We start from the raw sequence: 24,875 nt of genomic DNA on the forward strand, positions 1-24,875 counted from the left end.
CACCACGGCCTTCCCGACGGCGGTGGGACGGCGGTGACCGTCCAGGCGATGGTGTTCGGCAACTTCGACCAGTGGTCCGGCACGGGGGTGCTGTTCACGCGCAACCCGCTGAGCGGCGCCCGCGCCCCGCTGGGTGAGTGGTTGCCGCTGGCGCAAGGCGAGGACGTCGTCTCCGGGCGGGTCACGCCACTCCCTCTGGATGCGCTCGCGCGCAGCATGCCCGAGATTCACGCGGAGCTGCTTGAGGCGGCGCAGCGGTTGGAAGCCGACGCCCGTGACGTCCAGGACGTGGAGTTCACCGTGGAGTCGGGTCGGCTCTGGCTGCTGCAGACGCGGTCTGCGAAGCGCTCTGCCGAGGCGGCTGTGCGCATCGCTGTCTCGATGCAACGGGAGGGGATCCTGACCACTTCGGAGGCGGTCGCTCGGCTTACGCCTGGCGACGTCGCTGCCATGCTTCGGCCCAGGGTCGATCCCGCAGCGGCCGCGGTCGCCACCGTCGTGGCGAAGGGCGAGCCGGCGTGCCCGGGCGTGGGGGTCGGCCTGGTCGTCGGTAGCGCGAACGAAGCCGAGGACCATGCGGACGCCGGCGAGGATGTCGTGCTGGCTACGCCCACGACCGACCCCGACGACGTGCACGGCATGGTCGTCGCCCGAGCGATCGTCACAGAGCTGGGTGGCTCCACCTCGCACGCCGCGGTGGTCAGCCGGGAGCTGGATCGGCCGTGCGTCGTGGGCTGCGGGGCGGGATTCCTTACGGATCTCGTCGGGCGTGAGGTGACCGTCGACGGAGGCGCCGGGCTCGTATACGAGGGCCGCCTTGCGGTCGTCCCTCCGGCCTCCGGCGACGACCCCGACCTGAGCCTGCTGACGCGGTGGCTCGGGGTCGAGTCGCCCGCCATGCTGCCGGCTGCTCTCGGTTACCCGGCGGACTGATCCTGCCTCGGGGACGTCCTTGCGTTGCTTGACAACGTTCGAAACCAATATAGGTTTAGACAGAAAATCTGTGACGGCTGTCACACCCCTCACTCGCGGCCGGCCCAGCGCTGTGAATAGACGACCGGCGCCGCCGGTCCAGGTAAGAGGAGCTCAATGCCCCACGTGTCCACGCCCGCACCGTTCTCGCGGCGCGGCGTCCTGCGTCCTGCAGCAGCAGCTGTTGCTGTCGGGACCTTTTTAGTTCTCGCCTTAGCCGGGTGTTCCAGCTCCGACGACGCCGGCAAGGATGCCGTCACCCCGACCGCGACGGGAAGCGCCTCCGCCGTGGTGGCGGCAGCCCAGGCAGAGGTGACGAAGCTGCTGCAGGCCCCGACGTCCATCGGGGTGACCGAGCCGTTGAAGAGTGCTCCGGGCAAGGGAGGCACGCTCGTCTTCCTCTCCTGCGAGAACGGTCTGTGTCAGGTGCTCGCCAAGGGTATGGGTACGGCGGCGAAGGCCGCGGGCCTCGAATACAAGAACCAGCCGATCAAGCTTGCAGACCCGGCGACGCTCATCGCCGGGATGCAGCAGGCCCTTGAGATGGACCCGAAGCCGGTGGGCGTGGCCTTCGCCGGCATACCGGAGGCCGTCTGGGGGAGCCAGGTCCCCGCGTTCCAGAAGGCCGGCGTGCCGCTCATCCCGATCGCTGTCGGTGAGACGACCGCGAGCCCGGTCGTCCCCGCAGGATCGCTTGACGGGCCCGCTGATGCTCGGACCCAGGCGATCGCGATCGCGAACTTCTTCATCGCGGACTCGCAGGGACGGGGCAAGTCGCTGATCGTGAACGTCCCGGACGTGGGCTCGCTCAAGATCGTGACAGACCAGTATGTGTCCACGGTCAAGTCGGGCTGCCCGGACTGCTCGGTGGGGACGGTCGACGTAACGCTGGCCCAGGTGGGCGGCGGACAGGTGGTGCCGGCGGTCGTGTCTGCACTCCAGCGCAACCGGGATGTGAAGTATGTGGTCACGGTGCAGGGCGAGTTCACGCAGGGCCTGCAAGCGGCGGTGAAGGCGGCGGGTCTTCCCGACGTCCAGCTGCTCGGCATCAACCCGGCCAAGTTCAACCAGCAGCAGGTGCAGACCGGCGAGGCGAAGGCGTTCACACTCCTGCCCTTCAACATCATGGCGTGGAAGGCCGTGGACGTCGCACTGCGCTATGCGCAGGGCATGTCCGTGGAACCGGGCGACGGTGCACTCCCGCTCCAGCTGCTCACTAAGGAGACGGTCGGGAGCCCGCAGGACTCGATCGACCGGCCCGAGGACTACGAGCAGCAGTTCAAGAAGCTGTGGAAGGTAGGGTGACCCCTCACGAGGTGGTGGAGCGGGCCAGCGGAGCTGGCCCGCTCCCGCCCAGCCTCCTCGTACGCGGCCTCAGCAAGAGCTTCGGCCCGACACGCGCGCTCGCTGACGTCGACCTACGGGTCGACGCCGGCACCGTGCACGCCTTGCTGGGGGAGAACGGCTCGGGGAAGTCCACGCTCATCAAGACGCTCTCCGGCTACCACCATCCCGATCCGGGCGGCAGCGTGGAAGTCGGCGGTCAGCCGCTGCAGGCCGGCGTTGCCTCCTCTGCCTACGACCTCGGCTGCCGCTTCGTGCACCAGGATCTCGGCCTCGTGGACACCTGCAGCGTGGCGGACAACGTCGCACTGACCGCGGGGTTCCCCACGCGCTGCGGTGCAGTGCGTCGCAAGGCCCTGCGGCGGCGCACGGAAGAGGCGCTTCAGCGTCTGGGCCTGGCGCTGGACCCCGATACGCTCGTGGGCGGACTGGCTGCCGCCGAGCGTACCGGTGTGGCTGTCGCAAGGGCCCTCGCGGACGCCGACAGGACCAGCGTGCGCCTGCTGGTCCTCGACGAACCAACGGCCACCTTGCCGGACACCGAGGTCAAACAGCTGCTGGCGGTGGTGCGGGCAGTGGCTGCGAGCGGCGTCGGTGTCCTGTATGTCACTCACCACCTGGACGAGGTGTTCGAGGTTGCCGATGACGTCAGCGTCCTGCGCGACGGCCGCAAGGTCGTGACCACCAAAGCAAGGGCCCTCACCAGGCGCGAGTTGGTGGAACATCTGGTAGGCGGCGAGCTGGAGGAGGTGAGCGCGGCGTCAGGCTCGTTGCCCACGGCGCACGCAGCTCCCGTGCTGCGTGTTCAGGATCTGTCGGCGGGTCCGCTGGTGACCGCGAACTTCACCGTCCGTCCGGGAGAGGTGGTCGGTGTCGCCGGTCTCACGGGTTCTGGGCGGGAGACGCTGCTCCCGGCGATCTTCGGTGCCATCCCGCGAAGCAGCGGCCGGGTCCAGATCGACGATGTGATCCTGGCTCCCGGACGACCAGACCGCGCGATCGCCGCGGGGCTCACGCTGCTGCCGGCCGATCGCGTTCGGCTGGGAGGCGTCATGTCGATGTCGGCGCGCGAAAACCTGACCCTGCCAGCCCTCCGGGCCCTCTGGCGCGCCCCGCGCTTACGGCGGCGACTCGAAGTCGCCCAAGCCCGAACGTGGTTCGAGCGGCTCGACGTCCGCCCGCGCGGCGCGGTGGACGCTCCCCTCGGGTCGTTCAGCGGTGGCAACCAGCAGAAGGTGCTGTTCGGCAAGTGGCTCAGATGTGCCCCTCGGGTTCTCTTGCTCGACGAGCCCACACAGGGTGTCGACATCGGCGCGAAGGCCGAGATCCACCGTCAGATCCTCTCGGCCGTGGAGACGGGGGCGGCGGCTGTCGTGAGCTCCTCGGACTATGACGAGCTGGTTGCCCTGTGCCGTCGCGTCATGGTGCTCCGCGACGGACGGTTTGTGGCCGAGTTGTCGAATGGCGCGCTGACCGTGGCCGAAGTGGCCCGCGAGGCGTTGGGCTCCGAGGACCGGGCAGCATGAGCGCCTCGCCGACCACGCGTCCTCGACCAGGCCTGGGCTTCGACCGTTTCTCCGGCCTGTACCTGTGGGCGCTCATCATCATCGTCTTCGGTATCTGGGTGCCAGACCTGTTTCTCACGATGGGCACCCTGCACTCGGTGGCCGCGCAACAGGCAATTGCGGCCATTGTGGCTCTCGCCGTCCTGGTGCCGCTCGCCGCGGGCGCCTACGATCTCTCCGTCGGTGCGACCGTCAACCTCGCGACCATCATCGTGACCGTCCTGCAGGCGGACAAGGGCTGGTCCATGTGGCCGGCCATCGGTGTCACGGTTGTCGCCTGCTTCGTCATCGGCGCCGTCAACGGCTTCGTGGTCGTGGTGCTGCGCGTCAACTCCTTCATCGCCACCCTGGGGGCGGCCTCGATCATCGCGGCACTTCAGTCAATCGTCTCTGGTCAGAGACAACCGCTTCCGCCCACGAGCCGAGCCTGGAGCGACCTCACTCAACGCGAGGTGCTCGGCTTTCAGATCGTCGTCCTGTACATGCTCGTGGTGGCCATCATCCTGTGGCTGGTGCTGTCGCAGACCCCGGTGGGACGCTATATCTACGCCGTCGGCGGGAATGCTGAGGCGGCTCGGCTGTCCGGCGTGCGGACGGGGACCTGGACGTGGTTCTCCCTCACGACGAGCGCGACGCTGTGCGGGATTGCGGGTGTCCTGTACGCATCCTTGTCAGGGCCGTCGCTGACGTTCGGCGGAGCGCTGCTGCTGCCAGCGTTCGCCGCAGTCTTCCTGGGGTCGACGCAGCTGCATCCGGGCCGCTTCAACGTGTGGGGGACGCTCATCGCCCTCTACGTCCTGGCCACCGGCATCAAGGGTCTCCAGCTCGTCACCGGCGTGCAGTGGCTGGCAGACCTCTTCAACGGTGTGGCCGTCATCACGGCTGTCGCCTTTGCGGTGTGGCGCCAGAGGAAGGCGCGCTCGAGGCGGGACGCGGCAGCCTCCCAGCGGAGCAAGGGAACGGGAAGTGCGGAAATGGATGTTGGAGGCGTGACTCCGGCGTCCGGTCAGCAGCCTGCGGCCGTGCGCTAACTGTTCGCGTGACTGGTGCCAGGACAGCACCGGGAGAGCGGCGACGAGAGGAATACGACCATGATCATGGAGCTGGCTGTCGAGCAGTGGGATCCGCTCCACAGCCGCAGCGCGCCCCAGGCTTTCTGGAGTACCTCGAACTTCGGTGAGGCGATGCCGGGTGTGATGACGCCTCTGGGATGGACGTTCTGGGGTCCGACGGCGGAGCGCGCCACCCGGGCGGCGTTCGGAAGCATGGGTGCGCTGACACGGAAGGAGAGCGGTTTCCCCGCCGACGAGCGGGACCGTGTGTGCAACGTCTTCTACGGCCGGGTGGCGGGCCGGGTGGACTTCCTGGTCGGGATCGGAGATCGCCTCCCCGGCACCTCGGGCGCGGCAGTGGCCGAGCAGGTGGTGGGTGCCATGCCGCCGGAGCTGGCGAGCAGCCCGAGCCGTCGTCGGTGGCCGGTCATCGCCCTACGCTTTCCCTACAGCTTCGCGACCATCGGGCGCAAGGTGCGCAGGGCGAACGCTGAGACGCAGCAGTGGTGGCTGGAGAGCGTCGGCAAGACGAAGGATCTCTCCCGTGCCGAGGCCATCCGGCAGTTTCACGAGGCCGCGCGGCGCTTCGAGCACAACGTGACTGTGCAGGGCATCCACGTCCTGTGCGCTGTGCAGCCGGTCTACGAGCAGCTCCGACGACTTGTCGAAGGCGCCGCCGTCGGGGAGGTGACGTCGTTCATGAGCGGGTACGGCGCACACGCGGAGAGCGCGATCGTGACCGACATGTGGGCCGCATCCAGGGACCGCCTGACCATCGAGGAGGTCGTGCGGCGACACGGTTTCCATGGGCCCCGCGAAGGTGAGATCTCAGGCCGTGTGTGGCGGGAGGACGACGCTGCATTGCGCAAGCTCCTGGAGGGCTACCGCGCGCTGGACGAGACCGCCGACCCTGCGCGCATCGAAGGACGGAAGCGACAGGCTCGTGAGGCGCTCGAGCGCAAGCTCCTGGCATCGTTGCCACGACACCGCCGCCCGGGCGCGCGTCTCGTCCTCCGCCTGGCGGCCAATGTCATCCCGCTGCGGGGGGTTGGCAAGGCCGCGTTCCTGCAGTCCCTCGACATGGCACGTGCAGCTGCGCGACGCATCGGGGAGCACCTCGTCGACGAGGGCCTGCTCGACGACGTCGAGGACGTCTTCTACCTGACGACAGACGAGATCGTCGCGCTTCCGCGCGATGCCCGTGAGCTGGTCGTCCGACGGCGTGAGCGCCGGGCCTACTACGAGACCCTGCAGATCCCGCCCGCGTGGCTGGGGCAGCCGGCCGCCCTCGACGAATCCGAAGTGGGGGACACCGCGCCGATCGTCGACGTGCTTGAGGGCGTTGGCGCAAGTCCCGGCACCGTCGAGGGAACGGTGCGCGTCGTGAGCGACCCCGATGACGCTGATGTCGAGCTGGGGGAGATCCTGGTCTCTCCGACGACCGATCCAAGCTGGGCCTCGATCATGTTCGTGTCCGGGGCCTTGGTCGTGGACATCGGCGGAGCCCTCAGCCACGCTGCGATCGTCGCGCGAGAGCTGGGTATCCCGTGCGTGGTCAACACCAGAGTCGGGTCCCAGGTCCTGCGGACAGGCGACCTCGTGCGGGTGGACGGCGCGTCGGGTCACGTGAGGGTTCTCAAACACGTCGATGCCTGACAGACCACAAATGAATCTTGATGTGTCTTGTCCTGATACCTAACCAATGTTAGATTCGGATTGGTGGGACGACCTTCGAAGGGACGGCTGATGGGAACACTCGACGGGCGGGTGGCGATTGTGACGGGTGCCGGCCGCGGGATCGGCGGCTCCGTCGCGCGACTGTTCGCGCGGGAGGGCGCGGCTGTAGTGGTAAACGACATCGGTGCTTCTCTGAACGGCCTGGAAAAGGACGGGAGTCCGGGTGAGGACCTCGTCAGGGAGATCCAGGACAGTGGGGGCACCGCCAAGGTGAATGGTGCGGACATCTCGGACCACGAGGCCGCCCGTGACCTCGTCGAGTCCACCATCGAGGAGTTCGGCAAGCTCGACGTGCTCGTGAACGTGGCGGGCATCCTGCGCGACCGGATGATCTTCAACATGGCCGAGGAAGAGTGGGACGCTGTCATCCGGGTCCACCTCAAGGGGCACTTCAACACGATCCGCCCGGCCGCTTCCTACTGGCGACAGCTCGGTGACGCGGCGGCCAACCACCGAATCATCAACTACACCTCTCGGGCGGGCCTGCACGGCGCCCCGGGCCAGCCCAACTACTCAGCCGCGAAGATGGGCATCGTGGGACTCACCTACTCGTGCGCCGTGGCCCTGAAGAAGTACGGCGTTACGACGAACGCGATCTCGCCGGCGGCTGCGACGCGCATGACGGACACGGCCAAGAAGTCGGGAGTCGACGGACCGGGAACCGACAAGCTGTCCCCGGACAACATCGCCCCCATCGCTGCCTGGCTGGCTTCGGAGCAGTCGGCGTGGTGCAACGGTCACGTCATTCACGCGCGAGGTCTTGAGGTGTCCCTGTACAGCGACCCGCAGCCACTGGTCACCGTAAGCGCAGAGGGCGAGGCCTGGGATCTGTCCACGATCGGCAAGCAGGTGGAACAGGCGTTCCGACCAGTCACGGACGCCGCGCCGGCGAATCCCTTCGTCTGACCGGCTGTGACCATCCGACGCAAGGCCTTCATCGCTGGGGCCTACGAGCATCCTGGACGAGAGCTGCCCGACAGGTCCATCGCGCAGATCCATGCGGAGGTGGCTCTCGGGGCACTGGCTGACGCCGGTCTGACGTTGGCCGATGTCGACAGCTACTTCACCGGAGGGGACGCGCCGGGACTGGGTGGCCTCGCCATGGCGGACTATCTCGGCCTCTCGGTGCGCTACATGGACTCCTCCGACATGGGGGGCTCGGTTTACCTCAGCCACGTCGGGCATGCTGCTGCCGCGATCGCCACCGGGAAGTGCAGCGTCGCCCTCATCACCCTCGGCGGCCGACCGCGTACCACGGCGTTGCGCGCACCCGGTCAGCTGATGGGCGCTCCGCCCGAGGCGGCCTTCGAGCCCGTCTTCGGCATGAACGTCAGCGCGGTCTACGCGCTCGCTGCGGCGCGCCACATCCACGAGTACGGCACGACCAGCGAGCAGCTGGCCGAGATCAAGGTGGCCGCCTCGTCTCATGCGCAGCACAACGAACGTGCACTGCTACGCAAGGTCGTCACCGTCGAGGACGTCGTGAACAGCCCGATGGTGAGCAGCCCGCTGCACAGGCTCGACTGCTGCGTCGTCACCGACGGGGGCGGCGCCCTCGTTCTCGTCAACGAGGACATCGCGAAGAGCCTGGACCGTCACTGCATCGCGGTCCTGGGGCACGGGGAGGCCATCGAGCACACGAAGGGCGGCTGGCAGGACGTGACGGTTACCGGAGGAGTCCGGTCCGGTCGCGATGCCTTCGAAGAGGCGGGCGTCAGCCGTAGCGACATCGACTACGTCGGGCTGTACGACTCGTTCACGATCACGGTCCTGCTGGCGCTCGAGGACCTCGGTTTCTGCGACAAAGGCGAGGGCGGCAAGTTCGTGCTCGGCGGAACCCTGCAGGCGCCGTTCGGCAAGCTGCCGTTCAACACCGACGGTGGTTCGCTCTGCAATAACCACCCCGCCAACCGAGGCGGCATGACGAAGATGATCGAGGCGGTCCGCCAGCTGCGCGGGGAGGCATACGCTGCCGTGCAGGTACCTGACTGCGAGATCGCCCTGGCGCACGGCACGGGTGGCTGGCTGTCCACGCGGATGGGCAATGCCACCGTCATCCTCGGCAGGGAGGACGTATGACAACGGGCGCGGGGCTGCCGGCCCCGATACCGGAAGTGCAGCCGGAGACAGCAGCATTCTGGGAGGCGACATCTCGCGGTGTGCTGCTCGTCCAGCGCTGCACGGCCTGTAGCACGTCCGTGTGGTACCCGCGTTTCCTGTGTTCGAACTGTCACAGTGACGAGTTGGAGCAGGTCGAGGCTTCCGGGCGCGGAACGGTGTACAGCTTCACGCTGACGACCCGAGGGATCCTCGAGTACAAGGATTGCGGTCCCTACGTGCTCGCCCTCGTCGAGCTCGAGGAGGGCCCGAAGATGCTCACCAACATCGTGGAGTGTGACCCCGAGACGCTCGCCATCGGACAGCCCGTGCAGGTGGTGTTTCACGACACGGGAGCTGGTTCGGCGTTGCCACGCTTTCGTCCGGCGGTTTGACGGTGGGACAGCGCTTCCCGGTGGAGGAGGGTCATGTCATGGCCTTCGCCCGCGCGGTTGGGGAGCCCATGCCCTCGCCTGAGCGGGTCGTGCCTCCCACTTTCACGGCGACCTCGATCCAGCATGATCCCGAGCACATGCGGGGCATGTGCCCCACGGGTGCGCTGGCTGTCGCTCCTGTGGGCGGTGGTGAGCTGCTCCACGCCGAGCAGCACTTCGAGTACTTGCTGCCCGTTCATCTCGGTGACGTTCTCGATGTGACGGAGGAGTACGGCAGGCGCTGGACCAAGAACAGCAAGCGCGGAGGCGAGCTGTTGTTCACCGAGCTCGTGAAGGAGCTGCGCAACCAGCACGGCGCAGTTGTCGTGCGGTCGCGGATGGTGCTGGTCGAAACTCCGCCGACGTCAGCGAGCGTCGATGAACGTCCTGCCTGAGGTCGGCCAGGTCCGCAGCATGGTCGTGTGCGCCGAAGTGACCAGAACGCAGATCGTGCAGTACGCCGGGGCGTCCGGCGACTTCAGCCCGTTGCACACCGACGAACCGGCGGCCAGGGCCGCGGGTAACGCGTCGATCATGGCGCACGGGATGATGACGATGGCTTTGAGCAGCCGAGTTGTCACCTCGTGGTTTGGTATCGAGTCGCTGCGCACGTTCGGCGTCCGATTCACGGCGCCCGTGTGGCCGGGGGACCGGCTGACCACCACGGCCACCATTGCCGCGGTCGACATTCACGGTTCCTGCGCTCGGGTACAGATCACCCTGAAGACGACCAACGACGATGGCCGACTGGTGCTGCACGGCGACGCTGCTGTGGCGATTGACTTCGGTTCAAAACAGAAGTAGAAAACAGAAATGGTCACACCATGGGAACATCCGCACGCCACGGCAGTGCGTAACCTCATGCGGGCCTTCACCGAACGCGACCGCCCCACGATCGAGGCGCTCCTGGCGCCTGGCTGTGTGTGGCGGGTCCCGGGAAACAATGCGCTCGCCGGTGAGTATGCCGGACGTGCGGAAGTCATGGGCCTGTTCGGCATGATGCGGCGGATCCTGACCCGGCCGGCCACCTTCGAAGTAATTGACATCGCGATGAGTGACGACCGGGCGATCGTTTTTCAGTATGGCGTCATCACGATCGGTGATCGCGTCCTGCGCATGAAGGAGTGCCTCATCTACCGTTTCGAAGCGGACTTGATTGCCGAGGTGGACGAGTTCCAGTACGACCAGGCGGCCTTCGACGCCGTCTTCGCCGTCGGCCTGACCGCGGGGAGTGGTCCTACGTGAAGGCCCTGCCACACCGCACCCCCCGTGAGGCCCTTGCGCGGGTGCCCAACGGAAGTCACCTGGTGTCGGCTCCTGGCATGGGCGCCCCGACGACGCTGCTCGACGCCTTGAGTGAGGTAGCGCCCGGACGCGGCTGGACGCTGTCATCGGGACTGCTCCTCAGCGGTTACCCGTTCGTCGACGCCGTGACAGCGGGGGAGATGACCTATCGCACCTGGCATGTCATGCCTCCGATCCGCGACCTGGTCGCCGAAGGGGTCATCGGCTACGTCCCCGCTCGGGCCTCGCGTCTTGGGGCCCTGCTCGAGCGCTGGCGCGTCGGAGTTGCCCTCGTGCGGGTAAGCCCACCGGACGCTCGAGGTCATTGCTCGCTCGGGCCCTCTGTCAGCTATGGGCTGTCGGCGCTGCATACAGCACAGACCTTGATTGCTGAGGTCGATGCCAGCGTGCCCCGGACTCACGGTGAGTCATGTGTGCATGTGTCGATCTTCGATTCGCTCATCGAGTCCGTAACGCCGTTGCCGACTTATACCTCCGCGAAGCCGGACGAAATCTCCACGGTGATCGCCAGGAACGTCCTGCAGCTGCTTCCAGGGAACCCCACGCTCCAGATCGGCATCGGCGCCATCCCCGAAACGCTCGTGCGTTCCCTGGCATCGGCTGACCTGGGCAGTGTGCGTTTCGTCGGCATGGCGACAGACGAAATGGTGGACCTCTTCGCGGCAGGGATACTCAGTGCCGGTGATGTGGTACCCACCCCCGCCGTGCTGAGCCCCGACATGATGGGCACGCAGAAGCTGCTCCGGTTCAGCGACGACAATCCTGCCATCGGGATGTATCCGTCGTCGGTCTCACATGACGCCACCCGGCTGGGAGAGATCGAGCGCTTCGTGTCCATCAACACGGCGGTCGAGGTGGACCTGGCCGGGAACGTCAACAGCGAGACCGTCAATGGCCGCCAGATCTCCGGTACCGGAGGAAGCCTGGACTATGTGGACAGTGCCACGCGGTCGCCTGGCGGCATGCGTATCATTGCCCTCCCGTCCGCCTCCTCCGGAGGAAAGGTGTCGCGGATCGCAGCATCGGTCCGGACGGTCACCATCCCACGCACGATGGTCGACGTGGTCGTGACCGAGTACGGGGTGGCTCGCCTGGACGGCCGGACCACGCGCGAGCGGGGAGAAGCCCTCATCGCAATCGCACACCCTGACCACCGCGATGCACTCCGAGAGGCGGCCCCCTGGTGACCACCCACACGCGGCGAGGGCGCTACCTCGACGAGCTTGTGGTCGGCGACGTGTATTCGCATCGTCCGGGACGCACCGTCACCGACACCGACAACGTACTCTTCACGACCCTCACCATGAATACTCAGAGCCTCCACCTGGACGCCGACTATGCTTCGCGCACCGAATTCGGCAAGGTCCTCGTGAACAGCCTCTTCACGATGTCCACCGTCGTCGGTCTGAGCGTCGGCGACCTCACGGAGGGCACGACGGTGGCCAACCTCGGCTTCGGCGAGATCGTCTTTCCGGCCCCGGTATTCGTCGGAGACACGCTGTTCGCGGAGACCGAGGTCGTCTCCGTCCGGGAGTCGTCCTCTCGCCAGGGGCAGGGTGTCGTCGAGTTCGAGCACCGGGGTCTCAACCAGAGGGGCGAGCTCGTCTGCCGTGCCCGTCGCGTGGCACTCATGCTGGCGGCGCCCACTGGTGAGAGCCGTGGTCAGACGCGTTGACGCATTCGAATCTGAGGCAGATTATGTACGCCAGCGTCACCGAAACGTTGTTGGCCGCTCGCGGCCGAGGCACCAGGACGGGGAGCAGGCATGACGGACGAGACCTATGACTACGTCGTTGTCGGTGGCGGTTCTGCTGGCGCCGTCGTCGCCAGTCGCCTCGCGGAAGGGGGCGCCCACATCCTGCTCCTCGAAGCCGGCAAGAACGACCGTCGTCGTTTGGAGATCCTGGTCCCCGCCGGCGTCGCGGTCGCCTATGAGAAGCACAACTGGAAATACCCTGCCGAGCCGGATCCTTCCCGCGGCAACCGCCCAGAGGCATGGATGGCGGGCAAGGTGATGGGTGGAGGCGGGTCGATCAACTCCTGCGTCTACGTCCGCGGCAACCGAGCCGACTACGACGGCTGGGCCGAGTTGGGCTGCAAGGGGTGGGACTACGAATCCGTGCTGCCGGCCTTCAAGCGCATCGAGACCTGGGAAGGGGGCGAGAATTCCTTTCGCGGCGGCAGCGGTCCCATCTCCGTAACCACGCAATGCAACCGAGGCCAGGCCAACATGGCCTTTGTCGAGGCGGCCAAGCAGGCCGGATACCCCGAGACCGCGGACTACAACGGCGAGACGCAGGACGGCGTAGCTCTGGCGCAGGTCAACCACCGCCGCGGCACCCGCTCCTCGTCCTCGCGTGAGTACGTCAAGCGTATCGCTCCGAGGAACCGGCTGACCGTGCGGACGCAGGCCACGGTGGCGCGCGTTCTGCTCGAGGGCAAGGTAGCCGTCGGCGTGGAGTACGAGCACAAGGGCGACGTGAGGCGAGCCCGTGTCCGGCAGGAGGTCGTACTCAGCGCTGGCACCATGGCAACGCCGAAGCTACTCATGCTCTCAGGCATCGGACCCTCTGCGCACCTGCGTGAGCACGGCATCGACCTCGTGCACGACCTCCCCGGCGTCGGCTCGAACCTGCACGAACATGCCTACCTCATGCAGCGTTACCACGCGAAGATCCATACTTTCAACAAGCCGAGGGTCGGCGACGTGCTCGGAGGCCTCAAGGACTACGTTCTGCACGGCACCGGCGTGCTCGCGCTCACGATGGTCCAGGTCCAGGTCATGGCCAAGACAGACCCTTCGCTGCCGGCACCGGACGTGCAGCTGCAGTTCACCCCCATCGCCATCACACGCGACGTCGACGACAACGGCATGTTCAACGTTCAGCCGGCCAAGCAGGAGGGTTTCCTCGCCTCTTCGACCTTTACCCACACCCGCTACCGCGGTCGAATCAGCCTGCGCAGCGCAGACCCGATGGAGCCGCCTCGGATCGAGATGCAGCTCCTCGGGCATCCCGATGACCTTCGCGACACGCTGCGGGGTCTGCGACTGGTTCAGGAGGTGATGGAGCAGCCCGCCATGAGGGAGATCACCGCCGGGCGCTTCGCCCCCGAGTCGGAGTGTCGAACGAATGCGGACTGGGAGGCGTACGCGCGTGGCAATGTCGTCCCGTCCTACCACCCGGTAGGCAGCTGCAAGATGGGTGTCGATGGCGACGCGGTGGTCGACCCCGAGCTACGAGTGCACGGCATCGGTGGGCTGCGCGTGATCGACGCCTCGGTCATGCCGAAGGTGACCACGGGCAACACCAACGCACCGTCCATCATGATTGGTGAGCGCGGGGCGGATTTCCTGCTTGGCCGTTCTTGACCCGCACTGCTTGATGATGCTGGTCGAGCGATCGTACTGGAGACAGTCTTCCGTAGTACCCGGCTTCCGTAGTACCCGGCGCCGTCGGTACATCGCCATGATGTTGCAAGCCCGACGGCCTGGGGGCATGCCGACCGGCGACAGGGCTGCGCGCCATGAGCGCCGATCAGTCAGCGACCGGCTGCACGCCCCGAACAGGGGTGCTGACCCCACTGGGACAACAGCGGAGGCAGGCGAGGCAGCCGGTCGGCGAGGTTACTCGGTTACTTCGGCCCGAAGCGCTGGGCCCCGTCAATGCGGATGGTCTCGCCGTTGATGTAATCGTTGCCGACGAGGAACGACACCAGATCCGCGTACTCGTCGGCGCGTCCCATGCGCTTGGGGAAGGGAACGGATTTTCCCCAGGTCTCGTGGGCGGTCCCCTCGTCCAGCTGAAAGGCGGGTGTGAAGAAGGTGCCGGGAGCGATGGTCACCACCCGGATCCCCACGGCAGCGAGGTCACGTGCCGCGACCAGCCCCAGTCCGACAACGCCGCCCTTGGCCGCGCTGTAGTCGCTCTGCCCGATCTGGCCTTCGAATGCTGCGATGCTGGCCGTGTTGACGACGAGACCCCGCGCACCGGAGTCGAGCGGCTCGAGTGTCGCCATGGCCGCTGCGACCTGCCGGAGAAGATTGAACGTCCCTGACAGGTAGATACGGATCGTCCGATCGAAAAGCTCCTGCGGTATGGGTGCGCCACTCCGGTCCAGGATGCGCTGCTGAGCAACGGGTCCGGCGTGCGCGCAAACGGAGACACGCAGTTCCCCAAGCTCCGAGGCAGCCGCGATGGCCTGCGTCACGGACTTTTCGTCCGTGACGTCGGTTCGCACGAAGACAGCGGCCTCGCCAAGGTCCTGGGCGAGTGCCTTCCCTCGATCTTCCGCAAGGTCGGCGATCACCACCCGCGCGCCGTCGGCTACCAGCCGGCGTACCGTCGCCTCGCCGAGGCCGCCGGCCCCCCCGGAAACGAGCGCTGCCTTGCCACGGATCTCCACTGATGTCCTCTCGTCGATGGTGGTCTAGCGGGCCAGCCAGATCGGCGAGCGCTTCTCTGCGAAGGCTCGTGGGCCCTCCTTGGCGTCTTCCGACAGCGCCAGTACCGCGAACTCCCGCTCGGTGAGCGCCCAGAGGCTGTCCTCGTCGTGCCGGGCGCCGTCATCGGCGCCGTAGGCGATCCTCTTGCTGGCCTGGACAGCGAGCGGGGCGTTGGCGGCGATCTGCGCCGCTAGGCCCATCGCGGCGTCAAGGGCCCCTCCGGCCGGCACTACGCGATTGATCAGACCCCAGCGCAACGCGTCTGTGGCACTCATCGGTTCACCTGTGAGGAGCAGCTCGAGGGCGACGCGGTGAGGGAGCTGTCGGATCAGGCGGAACGCACCTCCCGCTCCGGCGACCAGCCCCCGCTTCACCTCGGGGAGCCCGATCGTCGCCGTCTCGACGGCGACGACGAGGTCGCATGACAGCGCGAGTTCGGTCCCGCCACCGAGTGCGGCGCCGTTGACCGCGGCGATGGTGGGCTTGGACGTGAAGTGGTTGGCGAAACCGGCGATGCTCCAGTGCTCCCTGCCGACCGGCAGGATGCGTTCGCCACGCATGATCGCCTTGAGGTCGGCGCCCGCGCTGAAGGCCTGGTCACCCGCTCCGGTGAGGATGATCACGCGGACGTCTGGATCACTGTCTGCAGCCGCCACCGCGTTCCCCACCAGCAGGCAGACATCGTGGTCGACCGCGTTGCGGGCGTCGGGGCGGTTGAGCGTGATCACGACGACATGGTCGTGGCTGGAGACCAGCACTTTGCCGGGGTCACTCACCTCAGGCATCGTGCTCCTCACAGCAGTTCGAAGATGGTCGCATTGGCTTGACCGCCGCCCTCGCACATGGTCTGCAAGCCGTAGCGGATGCGGTTGTCGCGCATGTGGTGCAGCAGCGTGGTCGTGATCCGGGCGCCTGACCCGCCGACCGGGTGCCCGAGCGCGATCGCGCCCCCGCGGGGGTTCACGATCGCGGCGTCCGCTCCGATCTCGGCCAGCCAGGCCAACGGCACCGAAGCGAAGGCTTCGTTGACCTCGAAGGCGCCGATGTCATCCACCTTGAGGTGCGCACGCTGCAGAGCCTTGCGGGTGGCAGGGATCGGCCCCGTCAGCATGACGACCGGGTCGTCACCGATCACGACCGACGTGTGAACGCGCGCCAGTGGCTCCCAGCCGTGGTGGCGAGCGATCTCGCTGGTGGTCACGAGCAGGGCGGCCGCACCGTCGGTGATCTGGGACGAGTTGCCTGCTGTGACCACGCCCTCCTCCTTGAAGGCCGTCCTGAGTGCTGCCAGAGTATCGAGCGTTCCACCGCGCCGGACGCCCTCATCCCGCTCCAAGCCACCTACCGCCACGATCTCCCTGTCGAACGCCCCAGAGTCCAAGGCGGCGGCGGCCCGGGCGTGGGACTCGAGCGCGTATCGGTCGAGGTCGTTGCGGCTGAGTCCCCATCGCTCGGCGATGAGCTCCGCCCCGAGGCCCTGATGCGGCGTGGCGCCGAAGCGCTCCTGCCAACCCGTACCGCCGTACGGGTCTCCCCCGATGGTGAACGCCAGGCCCATGGGGATGCGCGACATGGACTCCACGCCACCGGCGACGGCCACGTCGTAGTGGCCGGCGATCACCCCAGCCGCGGCGAAGCTGAGTGCCTGCTGCGAACTCCCGCAGGCACGGTCGACCGTCACACCTGGCACGTGCTCGGGCCAACCTGCCGACAACGCGGCTGTGCGGGCGATGTCTCCGGTTTGCTCTCCGACCTGCCCGACGCATCCCCAGACCACGTCGTCGACGAGCGCGGGGTCGAGATCGGCGCGTCCGGCGAGCTCGCGCAGCACCGTGGCGCTGAGGTCCGCCGGGTGCACATCGGCCAGCCCCCCTCCGCGCTTGCCCAGCGGCGTACGGACGGCTTCGACGACGACGGCGTCTCGCATACGGCTCCTTGCGGCACGGCCCCTCGGCTGCGGGGCTTGTTCTGGAGACAAATCTAAACCATAGTTGAATCGATGCTGCAAGGGTCTTTGGGCAGCGGAAAGGAGCTGAGGTGATGGGCAAGGCGCTCAGGGTGGCCGTCGTCGGTGCAGGGCCTGCCGGCCTCTACACCGCGGACGCCCTCCTGTTCCAGCGGGACGTGCCGGTCGAGGTCGACGTCTTCGATCGCCTACCCACCCCCTTCGGCCTGCTGCGCTACGGCGTGGCTCCTGATCATCTCAAGATGAAGTCGCTCACGAAGGTGCTACAACGCACCCTCGACGACGACCGGGTCCGCTTCTTCGGCAGTGTCGTTATCGGCAAGGACCTCACGGTGGAGGAACTCCGCGCCCGCTACCACGCCGTGGTCTATGCGTTCGGAGCATCCACGGACCGCAGGCTCGGCGTCCCAGGTGAAGCCCTCCCAGGCTCGGCCTCCGCCACGCACTTCGTGCACTGGTACTCGGGGCACCCTGACGTTCCCGCCGACACCTTCCGCCTTGACGCGGAGGCTGTGGCCGTCGTCGGCGTCGGGAACGTGGCCATTGATGTCACGCGAATGCTCCTGAAGGACGCCGGGGCCCTTCGCCGTACTGACATCCCCGACCCGGTGCTGGACGTTTTGGCAGCGAGCAAGGTCCGCGAGGTGCATCTGCTCGGTCGTCGCGGTCCGGCCCACGCGAGCTTCACGAGCAAGGAGCTCAGGGAACTCGGCAACCTCGAGGGTGTCGACGTCGTCGTCGACCCGGCACAGCTCGAGCTCGACGATGTCACCGCTGCACGCTGCGCCGACAACCCCGACGTGCAGCGCAACCTCACGATCCTCCGGGAGTGGTCCGGCCGCCCGAGGTCCGCAGCGGCCCGGTCGCTGCACATTCGGTTCTGGACGCGCCCTGTCGAGCTCAGGGGCGAGGGCGCCTTGCAGGCGGTCGTGCTGGAGGAGACGACTCTCTCCGGCGCTGGCGCCGTCGTCTCGACCGGGCGGTGCGCCGAGATCCCGGTCCAACTGCTTCTCCGCTCGATCGGCTATCGCGGTGTGGCTGTCTCGGGTGTCCCGTTCGACGAGGAGCGCGGCACGGTTCCCTCCGTCGACGGGCGGGTGTCGCGCGACGGCGCGTCGCCTCCCGGTGAGTACGTTGCCGGCTGGATCGGGCGCGGCCCCGTCGGTGTCCTCGGCACAAACAAGTCCGATGCCGAGGTGGTCGTACAGCGGTTGCTCAGCGACGCAGCCTTTCTGACAGCCGGGTCCTCCCAGCTCTCCGACGTCACGACACTGCTTCGCGGGCGCAAGGTGGCGTTCGTCGACTGCTCCGGATGGGGTGCGATCGATGCGGCCGAGATCGCCCGGGGGGCCGAGCGTGAGCGGCCGCGCGCGAAGATCGCCACGTGGGCGGAACTGCTGGTGGCGGCACATTCGGCTGACGTCGTCTGAGTCTCGCGGACGAGACGGAAAGAAGGTCTGGTGGATGGAGTCGACCTTGCGGCACTGCTGTTCCGGACGACGCTGGGAGGGGTGATGCTCGCGCACGGGTGGAATCACCTGTTCGGGCCGGGTGGTGTTGACGGCACTGCTCGCTGGTTCGGCAGCATGGGCCTGCGCCCTCCACGGGTGCATGCGCTGGCCAGCGGCTCGATCGAGTTGGCGTCAGGTGCAGCGCTCCTTCTGGGCCTGCTGACGACGCTCTCGTGCGCAGCGGTGATCGGCGTGATGACGGTGGCATTCGTAACCGCACACCGGCGCAACGGGTTCTTCATCTTCAAGCCAGGCCAGGGCTGGGAGTACGTCGCGGTGCTCGCCGTCGTCACAGCGGCGCTGGGAGCCTTGGGGCCCGGTGAGGTGTCGGTGGACCAGCTGCTGGGGTTTGCTGACGAGCTGGACGGCGGGCTCGGCCTGCTCGTGTCGGCTGGGCTCGGGCTGGCCGGCGCCGCCGTGCTGCTGGCGGTCGCCTGGAGACCGGACCCACCTGCATGACGAGGTCAACCGCTGCACTAGTCGTTGAATGCAACTTAGATTCTCGCCCGAGAAGCGTGCTGGGGTCACGTCAGTGGTCTCACGGAGAAGGACTGTCATGACAGCGCAGGTACAAGAGCAGGCACAAGAGCAGGGCACGACGGGACCTGCCCTGATCGAGGTGCGCTGCCCCGCAGACGGGCGGCTCATCGCGTCGGTCCCCGATGAAGGTCCGGAAGGCGTAGCCGCAGCCGCAAAAAGGTTACGGGAGGCGCAGCCGGCGTGGGAGGACTTGGGTCCTGATGGTCGCGCCAAGCACATGTTTCGCTTCCTCGACTGGATCCTGGACAACGAGAAACACCTTGTCGGCCTCATGCAGGAGGAGACTGGTAAGTCCTGGGGCGACGCGGGCCTCGAGGTTGCTATGGCGGTGGACCTCATCAACTACTACGGCAAGCACGCCAAGGAATTCCTCGCCGACCGCAAGGTGAAGTCCTGGGGTGCTGCCGGTATGACGAAGAACCTGAGAGTTTTCGCGCGCCCGTACCAGCTCGTCGGAATGCTCACCCCTTGGAACGGGCCACTGGGTGGCCCCATGCTCGACGGCGTACCCGCGCTCATGGCCGGTTGCGCAGTCCTGTTCAAGCCATCGGAGTTCACGCCTCTGACCTGGGCGGAAGCAACCCGCGGCTGGCTCGAGGAGGTACATGCCCCCCCAATCCTCGCGAACATCACAGGTGGGCCCGGGACTGGAGCGGCGGTCGTGGAGGAAGTCGACATGGTCGCCTTCACGGGTTCCACCAGGACCGGTCGCAAGATCGCGGCAAGGGCTGGGGATCGTCTCATTCCCTGCAGCCTTGAGCTCGGAGGCAAGGATGCGATGGTCGTGCTTTCCGACGCCGACCTTGAACGTGCCACCAGCGCGGCCGCTTGGGGTGCGATGTGGAACTCGGGTCAGATCTGCATTTCCGTCGAGCGCTGCTACGTCGAGGAGCCCGTGTACGACGCGTTCGTCGAAAAGGTGACACGGAAGGTCAAGACCCTGCGACAGGGCATGGACCCCGACGGTAGTTACCAGACCGACATCGGCTCGATGGAGAACGCCAACCAGCTGGCCATCGTTGAGAGCCACGTCGAGGACGCCGTGCGCAAGGGAGCCAAGGCCCTCACGGGCGGCAAGCGCGGGGCCACCGGCTTCTTCTTCGAGCCGACCGTTCTCGTCGACGTCGACCACTCGATGCAGTGCATGCGGGACGAGACCTTCGGTCCAACTCTGCCGATCATGAAGGTGGCGGACGAAAAGGAGGCCATCCGGCTCGCGAATGACTCGCCTTACGGGCTGTCGTCGAGTGTCTGGAGCAAGGACCGCAAGCGCGCCGACCGTGTTGCGCGACAGATCGAGGCCGGCGCCATCAACATCAATAATGTCATGATCAGTACGTTCCAGCTGCCTCTGCCGATGAGTGGTTGGAAGACCTCCGGTGTCGGAACACGGTCGGGTGGAGCTGCCGGCATCCTCAAGTACTGCCGTCAAAAGTCCGTGGTCTCCGAGAAGGTCCGCCTGAAGTCGGAGCCGCACTGGTATCCGTACAAGAAGAAGAACAGCGAGCTGCAGGCCAGAATGGTCCGCCTGCTCGGAGCACACGACTGGCGTCGGCGACTGGGGCGCCCACCGAAGCGATGAGATCTCCCATAAGGCAGGCCGCGGGGCCGTGACGAGGCTCGGTGTCCCGCGGGGTACCTCGATCTCCTCGTGGCCGGATGTCGGTAGGGGCTGCGTCGGCCACGAGGAACCAAACTGTCGTCCAAATTCACGAAGGCCGGCGGCGAAGTCCCCGGATGACCAGGGCTGCCACCTCGTCGAGTGGATCAGACGTGTCCATTCAGGGGTCGCGTCGGTGGGCCGCTGAGCCGTGTGGAAGCGTTGGGGCGACACCCGGATTTGGTGCTTGATCTGCCAGCCGTGACGGCGATGATCGTGGTTCGTGTCTGCTGCGCCGCCTGGGTCCTCACCGTCGCCGTCGGAGGTGGAGGTTCTCCGGGAGGCGAACGCCCGGCTGCGGCAGGTGATCGAGACTGCGGACGAGCGGCATCGGGCGGAACTGGCCGCGGAGCGTGCCGTACGGGAGCGGCTGGCCGCCGCGTGGGAGCGGTGAGCCGCCCAGCTGGAAGTACGGATCGCCGAGCCGGAACGCCGGCTGTGGATGAACAGCGGTAACTCCTCGACTCCACCGTCGAAGGATCCGATCGCGGCGAAAGCGCAACGGAAAGCGGCCCGGGCTGCTTCCCAGCGGGAACGGTCGAAAGACCGCCGGCCAGGCGGTCAGCCGGGGCATGCCGGGGCGGGGCATGCCGGGGCGGGGCTGACACCGACCGCGGAGCCGGACCGGACCGAGCAGGCCGATCCGCCGGCGGAGTGCTCGGCCTGCCATCAGGATCTGTCGGCGGTGCCGGGGGTGGGGGAGGGCCGGGAGCAGGTGTGGGACATCCCGCCGGTGCGGCTGGAAACGGTGCACTGGCGGCTGCCGCGGCGGCGCTGCCCGCGCTGTCGCGCAGTCACCACCGCGGCCGTGCCGCACGCCCGGGCCGGGTCGGTGGTTCTACGGGCCGAACGTGAACGCCGCCGCGGTGGTGCTGCTGGCCTCGGAGGGCACCGTTCCGGTCGAGCGGACCGCGATACTCCTGGAGGCGCTGGTGGGGGCGCCGGTGTCGACCGGGTTCGTCGTTCGTGCCCACGCCCGGCTCGCCGAAACGCTGGATGCTGCCGGGTTCGATCAGACGATGAGGACGGCGGGCGTTGCGGGCCGCGCCGGTGCTGTGCGTCGACGAGACCCCGGTCACCGTGCTCCGCACGGACGTCGATGCCGACGGGAATCCGCTGTCCGGCTCCCCCGAATGTGGTCACGGTCCGCTCGGCCGAGCCGGGGCTGGTCTGGTATGCCCCGGTGAACGCCCGCTCCGCGACGGTGGCCCGCCGGCTGGCCGCCAAGGCCGAACAGGTCTGGCTGTTCGCGAAGAACGTCGCTGTCCCCTGGACCAACAACGCCGCGGAGCAGGCCCTGAGAGGCCCGAAACGGCATCAGGCCGTGCCGGCTACTGGCACACCTCGGCCCCCTGCGCCGGTACTGCCGCGTGCGTTCCTATCTGGTCAGCGCCCGTGACCACGGTATCCGCGGGATCGACGCCATCCACGCCGCACTTGCGGTGACCCCTGGCTACCCACTCCAGTGACCGTCTTGCCACACAATCACAGCCTTACCCGTGAATGGACACCAAAAGACCTGCTCACAGGCCAAAACCCAGATTTTGGAGTCCCACAGTCACCACCGTCGTTCGGCAGGTGAACGCCTTCCTGCGCGGCTGGGCCGGGCACTTCTGCTACGGAAACTCCGCCTTCGTGTTCGACAAGATGCAGACCTACGCCGTGCACCGGCTTGCGATCTTCGTGGTGCACCGTCACAAACGCAGCCGGGCGTGGGGTTGGCGGGTGGGGGCCTACGCCTCACCCGATCCCCTCGGGCTGTTCAACCTCGATGGGACCGTGCTTGCTCCCCGACCGAATCTCCCCTGGAGATTACCGAGTGCCGGCGGTGAAAGATGTCGGTGAGCTGTATACGGGAGAACCACATGCATAGATCGACGGTAGGGAGCTGGAAACGGAGCGGTCACACGTCACCGTGCCAGCTCCCTACCCAACCAGTCCCTCCGGTCTTCGGCAGATGGCCATTGATCATCGGGTGATGTAGAAGTCCTGGCTAGGGCCCACAGACATGCTTTGGGCACCAACGGGCTCCTCAGGATGAGGCGGCAGAAATCTATCGTCGTTTATACCGTTTACTATCTGCGCACCTCATGTGTCGGTTGTTCGGTCCAGATGGTCTTACCCAAGCGGCCGTAGCGGCTGCCCCAACGCCGGGTCAGCTGGGCCACGAGGAACAGGCCACGGCCTCCTTCATCCGTGGTATGGGCGCGGCGCAGGCGCGGCTGGGTGTTGCTGGCATCCGAAACCTCGCACACGAGGCGATCGCCGCGGATGAGCCGCACCTTGATCGGGCCGTGGGCATAGCGGATGGCGTTGGTGACCAACTCGCTGACGACCAGTTCGGTGGTGAAGGCCAGATCGTCGAGGTTCCAGGTGGCGAGCTGCCGGGTCGTCAGGTTTCGGGCCTGGGCGACTACGGCCGGGTCGGCGGGGAACTCCCAGTCGACGGTGGCCTCGGCCGCCAGGGTGCGGGTGCGGGCGAGCAGCACGACGATGTCGTCGGTGGGCGGGGTTGACGATGTGTCGCCGAGCAGAGCGTGGCCGATGTCCTCCAGGGGCCGGTCTGTGTCGCAGGCCGCGGCCATGCGGTCATGGAGCCATTCCATCCCCTGGGTGACGTCGCGGTTGCGCCGGTTGAGCAGGCCGTCGGTGTACAGGGCCAGCACGCTGCCGGGTTTCAGGTCGATCTCGGTGATCTCGAACGGCATACCGCCCACGCCGAGCGGCGGGCCGGGGCTAACGTCGATGAAGTCGACGGTTCCGTCCGGTGTCACCACAGCGGGGGGTGGATGTCCGGCGCTGGCGATCGCGCAGCAGCCGGTGATCGGGTTGTAGACGGCGTAGGCGCAGGTCGCGCCCACCGGATCCCCCCGGGACGGGTCGGCCTCGTGGGCGAGCCGCTGCACGAGGTCGTCGAGGTGAGTGAGGAGTTCGTCAGGGTCGAGGTCGAGGTCGGCCAGGGTTTGGACGGCGGTGCGCAGCCGGCCCATGGTGGCGGTGGCGGACAGGCCGTGGCCGATGACGTCACCGACGACGAAGGCCACGCGCAGCGACGACAGGGGGATGACGTCGTACCAGTCGCCGCTCACCTCGCATCCTCGACCGGCCGGAAGGTAGACACCGGCTGTCTGGGCCGCCAGGGTGTCGGTGCCGGCCCGGGGGAGGAGGCCCCGCTGCAGGGCGACGGCCGCGCGGCGCTCGCGGGTGTACCGGCGGGCGTTGTCCACGCCGAGCGCGGCCCGGGAGGCGATCTCCAGCAGGAGCTTGCGGTCCTCCCGATCGAAGACGGGGGCGGAGCCGGTCCGCCACACGGTGACGAGCCCGAGCAGGAGGCCGCGGGCGTACAGGGGCGCGCCCATCCCGGAATGCGCGTCCGGCGGGATCATCACATCCGCGAAATCGCCCGCGGCGGGAACTGCCGCCGCACGGGTGAAGGCCATCATAGTCTTGCCGCGCTGAAGATTCCGGATCTCAAACCCGTCCGGTAACGGCGGGATCGGTATGCCCGCCAGGATAAATCCGGGAGGCCAGCAGCCGCTGTCGCGGACCGCGGCGACGCGGCGAAGATGCAACTGCCCGCCACCGAGCATTTTTGGGGGTTCATCCCCAGCCCGGACGGCCTCGGCGAGGTCGACCGTGGCGATATCACCCAAAGCGGGGACGAGGACATCGGCCAAGTCCTGAGCTGTGCGATCGACGTCCAGGGAACCACCGAGGCACCCGGCAGCGGCATAGAGCAGATTCAGCCTGTGTAGGCCTTGCTGCTGTTCGGTCATATCAGGTCCATTGGACGTTCCCGCTACGTTGTACAGAACACGATCTCGACGCCGTGCTCCCGCGCCTCGGCGAAGTACTATGCGCCCGGCTCATGGGACGATGTCCAGCATACTGGCTCCTCGCAGTGCACTGGAAGCTGTGTTCATCCGATCACCAGGAGTTGTGGCCAGTGGTGGCCCAGTGCAGCCGCGAGCCGTCTGCCAGCCTCGCGGCTTGGGTACCGACAGGGCCCTGACCTGGCTCTTCGGCGACGAGCGCCACGCCGACCGCGCCCGCGGCGAGGCGGCTGGGCCGCAGACCGTCACCGTGCACTCGCCAGTTCTGTAGTCGTCTGATTATATGTTCCAGCGAGCTGCGAAGAGCCAGCATACTACCCAATGTGGTTTCCCGGTCGGGTTCACAAGTAGATCCTATCTGGGCGCCACCCATGGATATTGTCGCCTATGACACCGAGCAGTCACCCAGCCGAAT

At 67.2% G+C, this 24,875-nt stretch carries 24 protein-coding genes and 1 pseudogene; 21 read left to right on the forward strand and 4 right to left on the reverse strand.

Features of this window, described 5'->3' with window-relative positions; genetic code table 11:
• The 14 genes from NBW84_RS09170 to NBW84_RS09235 all read left to right on the forward strand — a co-directional run.
• Positions 1-933, forward strand: a 933-nt coding sequence (locus tag NBW84_RS09170) for a PEP-utilizing enzyme (protein ID WP_250283611.1), incomplete at its 5' end; no start/stop codon positions are given.
• A gap of 165 nt (positions 934-1,098) precedes the next feature.
• Entirely contained in the window at positions 1,099-2,277 is a 1,179-nt protein-coding gene (locus NBW84_RS09175) for a sugar ABC transporter substrate-binding protein (RefSeq protein WP_250283613.1), read from the forward strand.
• The gene (locus tag NBW84_RS09180) at positions 2,274-3,842 is read left to right on the forward strand and encodes a sugar ABC transporter ATP-binding protein (RefSeq protein WP_250283614.1); all 1,569 of its coding nucleotides are present in this window, start codon (positions 2,274-2,276) and stop codon (positions 3,840-3,842) included. Before NBW84_RS09175 ends, NBW84_RS09180 begins: the two co-directional genes overlap by 4 nt.
• A complete protein-coding gene (locus tag NBW84_RS09185) occupies positions 3,839-4,912 on the forward strand; it encodes an ABC transporter permease (RefSeq protein ID WP_250283616.1) in 1,074 nt (357 codons plus the stop codon). Before NBW84_RS09180 ends, NBW84_RS09185 begins: the two co-directional genes overlap by 4 nt.
• A 60-nt stretch (positions 4,913-4,972) precedes the next feature.
• The gene (locus tag NBW84_RS09190) at positions 4,973-6,589 is read left to right on the forward strand and encodes a PEP-utilizing enzyme (RefSeq protein WP_250283619.1); all 1,617 of its coding nucleotides are present in this window, start codon (positions 4,973-4,975) and stop codon (positions 6,587-6,589) included.
• A gap of 90 nt (positions 6,590-6,679) precedes the next feature.
• Complete coding sequence (locus tag NBW84_RS09195; RefSeq protein WP_131790745.1) at positions 6,680-7,576, forward strand: SDR family NAD(P)-dependent oxidoreductase; 897 nt, start codon at positions 6,680-6,682, stop codon at positions 7,574-7,576.
• A 6-nt stretch (positions 7,577-7,582) separates the two neighbouring features.
• Positions 7,583-8,749 carry a thiolase domain-containing protein gene (locus NBW84_RS09200; RefSeq protein WP_250283620.1) on the forward strand — a complete coding sequence of 389 codons (1,167 nt, stop codon included), beginning with the start codon at positions 7,583-7,585 and terminating at the stop codon, positions 8,747-8,749.
• Entirely contained in the window at positions 8,746-9,162 is a 417-nt protein-coding gene (locus NBW84_RS09205) for a Zn-ribbon domain-containing OB-fold protein (RefSeq protein ID WP_131790747.1), read from the forward strand. The genes NBW84_RS09200 and NBW84_RS09205 overlap by 4 nt, the downstream gene beginning before the upstream one ends.
• 20 nt (positions 9,163-9,182) lie before the next feature.
• Entirely contained in the window at positions 9,183-9,596 is a 414-nt protein-coding gene (locus NBW84_RS09210) for an FAS1-like dehydratase domain-containing protein (RefSeq protein ID WP_445548173.1), read from the forward strand.
• Positions 9,580-10,005, forward strand: coding sequence for a MaoC family dehydratase (locus NBW84_RS09215; protein WP_445548172.1), 426 nt, complete (start codon positions 9,580-9,582; stop codon positions 10,003-10,005). Before NBW84_RS09210 ends, NBW84_RS09215 begins: the two co-directional genes overlap by 17 nt.
• A 9-nt stretch (positions 10,006-10,014) precedes the next feature.
• On the forward strand, positions 10,015-10,446 hold the full coding sequence (locus NBW84_RS09220; RefSeq protein ID WP_250283627.1) for a nuclear transport factor 2 family protein: 432 nt from the start codon (positions 10,015-10,017) through the stop codon (positions 10,444-10,446).
• Between the two features lie 77 nt (positions 10,447-10,523).
• Positions 10,524-11,693 carry an acetyl-CoA hydrolase/transferase C-terminal domain-containing protein gene (locus NBW84_RS09225; RefSeq protein WP_250283628.1) on the forward strand — a complete coding sequence of 390 codons (1,170 nt, stop codon included), beginning with the start codon at positions 10,524-10,526 and terminating at the stop codon, positions 11,691-11,693.
• Positions 11,690-12,181 (forward strand): MaoC family dehydratase, encoded by a 492-nt coding sequence (locus tag NBW84_RS09230; RefSeq protein WP_250283631.1) that lies wholly within the window; start codon positions 11,690-11,692, stop codon positions 12,179-12,181. Before NBW84_RS09225 ends, NBW84_RS09230 begins: the two co-directional genes overlap by 4 nt.
• A 90-nt stretch (positions 12,182-12,271) precedes the next feature.
• Positions 12,272-13,876: a GMC family oxidoreductase N-terminal domain-containing protein gene (locus NBW84_RS09235; protein ID WP_250283633.1), complete on the forward strand. Its 1,605-nt coding sequence runs from the start codon at positions 12,272-12,274 to the stop codon at positions 13,874-13,876.
• A gap of 263 nt (positions 13,877-14,139) precedes the next feature.
• Here NBW84_RS09235 and NBW84_RS09240 read toward each other — a convergent pair whose 3' ends face one another.
• Genes NBW84_RS09240 through NBW84_RS09250 form a run of 3 tightly spaced genes read right to left on the reverse strand, consistent with a single transcriptional unit; the run spans position 14,140 to position 16,877 of the window.
• A complete protein-coding gene (locus NBW84_RS09240; protein WP_131790153.1) occupies positions 14,140-14,910 on the reverse strand; it encodes an SDR family NAD(P)-dependent oxidoreductase in 771 nt (256 codons plus the stop codon).
• A 24-nt stretch (positions 14,911-14,934) separates the two neighbouring features.
• On the reverse strand, positions 14,935-15,735 hold the full coding sequence (locus NBW84_RS09245) for a crotonase/enoyl-CoA hydratase family protein (protein WP_250283635.1): 801 nt from the start codon (positions 15,733-15,735) through the stop codon (positions 14,935-14,937).
• 8 nt (positions 15,736-15,743) lie between these two features.
• Positions 15,744-16,877, reverse strand: a complete 1,134-nt coding sequence (locus NBW84_RS09250; protein ID WP_250283636.1) for a thiolase family protein — start codon at positions 16,875-16,877, stop codon at positions 15,744-15,746.
• A gap of 113 nt (positions 16,878-16,990) precedes the next feature.
• On the opposite strand from NBW84_RS09250, the gene NBW84_RS09255 reads away from it, so the two are divergent.
• From NBW84_RS09255 to NBW84_RS09275, 6 genes and pseudogenes are all read left to right on the forward strand, one after another.
• Complete coding sequence (locus NBW84_RS09255; RefSeq protein ID WP_250283648.1) at positions 16,991-18,346, forward strand: FAD-dependent oxidoreductase; 1,356 nt, start codon at positions 16,991-16,993, stop codon at positions 18,344-18,346.
• Positions 18,347-18,376: 30 nt separating this feature from the next.
• A complete protein-coding gene (locus NBW84_RS09260) occupies positions 18,377-18,886 on the forward strand; it encodes a DoxX family protein (RefSeq protein ID WP_250283638.1) in 510 nt (169 codons plus the stop codon).
• 97 nt (positions 18,887-18,983) lie between these two features.
• Positions 18,984-20,549 carry an aldehyde dehydrogenase family protein gene (locus NBW84_RS09265; RefSeq protein WP_250283640.1) on the forward strand — a complete coding sequence of 522 codons (1,566 nt, stop codon included), beginning with the start codon at positions 18,984-18,986 and terminating at the stop codon, positions 20,547-20,549.
• A 301-nt stretch (positions 20,550-20,850) separates the two neighbouring features.
• The gene (locus NBW84_RS24185; RefSeq protein ID WP_445548676.1) at positions 20,851-21,021 is read left to right on the forward strand and encodes a hypothetical protein; all 171 of its coding nucleotides are present in this window, start codon (positions 20,851-20,853) and stop codon (positions 21,019-21,021) included.
• Positions 21,022-21,063: 42 nt separating this feature from the next.
• A pseudogene (locus NBW84_RS09270) lies at positions 21,064-22,096 on the forward strand (IS66 family transposase); the annotation flags it as partial.
• A gap of 34 nt (positions 22,097-22,130) precedes the next feature.
• Positions 22,131-22,472, forward strand: coding sequence for a group II intron maturase-specific domain-containing protein (locus NBW84_RS09275; protein ID WP_445548355.1), 342 nt, complete (start codon positions 22,131-22,133; stop codon positions 22,470-22,472).
• A gap of 230 nt (positions 22,473-22,702) precedes the next feature.
• Here the strand turns inward: NBW84_RS09275 and NBW84_RS09280 are convergent, their stop codons facing one another.
• Positions 22,703-23,986, reverse strand: a complete 1,284-nt coding sequence (locus tag NBW84_RS09280) for a SpoIIE family protein phosphatase (RefSeq protein ID WP_250283644.1) — start codon at positions 23,984-23,986, stop codon at positions 22,703-22,705.
• Between the two features lie 207 nt (positions 23,987-24,193).
• Here NBW84_RS09280 and NBW84_RS09285 point away from each other — a divergent pair, with 207 nt between their 5' ends.
• On the forward strand, positions 24,194-24,382 hold the full coding sequence (locus NBW84_RS09285; RefSeq protein ID WP_250283646.1) for a hypothetical protein: 189 nt from the start codon (positions 24,194-24,196) through the stop codon (positions 24,380-24,382).
• Positions 24,383-24,875: the final 493 nt, after the last annotated feature.

Source organism: Protofrankia sp. CiP1_Cm_nod2 (assembly GCF_920664355.1).
In the GTDB taxonomy this organism is placed as follows: Bacteria; Actinomycetota; Actinomycetes; order Frankiales; family Frankiaceae; genus Protofrankia.

Bases quoted from the DNA above. Each gene is read 5' to 3' on its own strand.
- NBW84_RS09265 (WP_250283640.1), top strand. From the start codon at position 18,984: ATGACAGCGCAGGTACAAGAGCAGGCACAAGAGCAGGGCACGACGGGA.
- NBW84_RS09225 (WP_250283628.1), top strand. From the start codon at position 10,524: ATGGGCGCCCCGACGACGCTGCTCGACGCCTTGAGTGAGGTAGCGCCC.
- NBW84_RS09195 (WP_131790745.1), top strand. From the start codon at position 6,680: ATGGGAACACTCGACGGGCGGGTGGCGATTGTGACGGGTGCCGGCCGC.
- NBW84_RS09185 (WP_250283616.1), top strand. From the start codon at position 3,839: ATGAGCGCCTCGCCGACCACGCGTCCTCGACCAGGCCTGGGCTTCGAC.
- NBW84_RS09205 (WP_131790747.1), top strand. From the start codon at position 8,746: ATGACAACGGGCGCGGGGCTGCCGGCCCCGATACCGGAAGTGCAGCCG.
- NBW84_RS09190 (WP_250283619.1), top strand. From the start codon at position 4,973: ATGATCATGGAGCTGGCTGTCGAGCAGTGGGATCCGCTCCACAGCCGC.
- NBW84_RS09285 (WP_250283646.1), top strand. From the start codon at position 24,194: ATGCAACTGCCCGCCACCGAGCATTTTTGGGGGTTCATCCCCAGCCCG.
- NBW84_RS09280 (WP_250283644.1), bottom strand. From the start codon at position 23,986: ATGGGCGCGCCCCTGTACGCCCGCGGCCTCCTGCTCGGGCTCGTCACC.
- NBW84_RS09235 (WP_250283633.1), top strand. From the start codon at position 12,272: ATGACGGACGAGACCTATGACTACGTCGTTGTCGGTGGCGGTTCTGCT.
- NBW84_RS09220 (WP_250283627.1), top strand. From the start codon at position 10,015: ATGGTCACACCATGGGAACATCCGCACGCCACGGCAGTGCGTAACCTC.
- NBW84_RS09275 (WP_445548355.1), top strand. From the start codon at position 22,131: ATGGACACCAAAAGACCTGCTCACAGGCCAAAACCCAGATTTTGGAGT.
- NBW84_RS09215 (WP_445548172.1), top strand. From the start codon at position 9,580: ATGAACGTCCTGCCTGAGGTCGGCCAGGTCCGCAGCATGGTCGTGTGC.
- NBW84_RS09245 (WP_250283635.1), bottom strand. From the start codon at position 15,735: ATGCCTGAGGTGAGTGACCCCGGCAAAGTGCTGGTCTCCAGCCACGAC.
- NBW84_RS09250 (WP_250283636.1), bottom strand. From the start codon at position 16,877: ATGCGAGACGCCGTCGTCGTCGAAGCCGTCCGTACGCCGCTGGGCAAG.
- NBW84_RS09255 (WP_250283648.1), top strand. From the start codon at position 16,991: ATGGGCAAGGCGCTCAGGGTGGCCGTCGTCGGTGCAGGGCCTGCCGGC.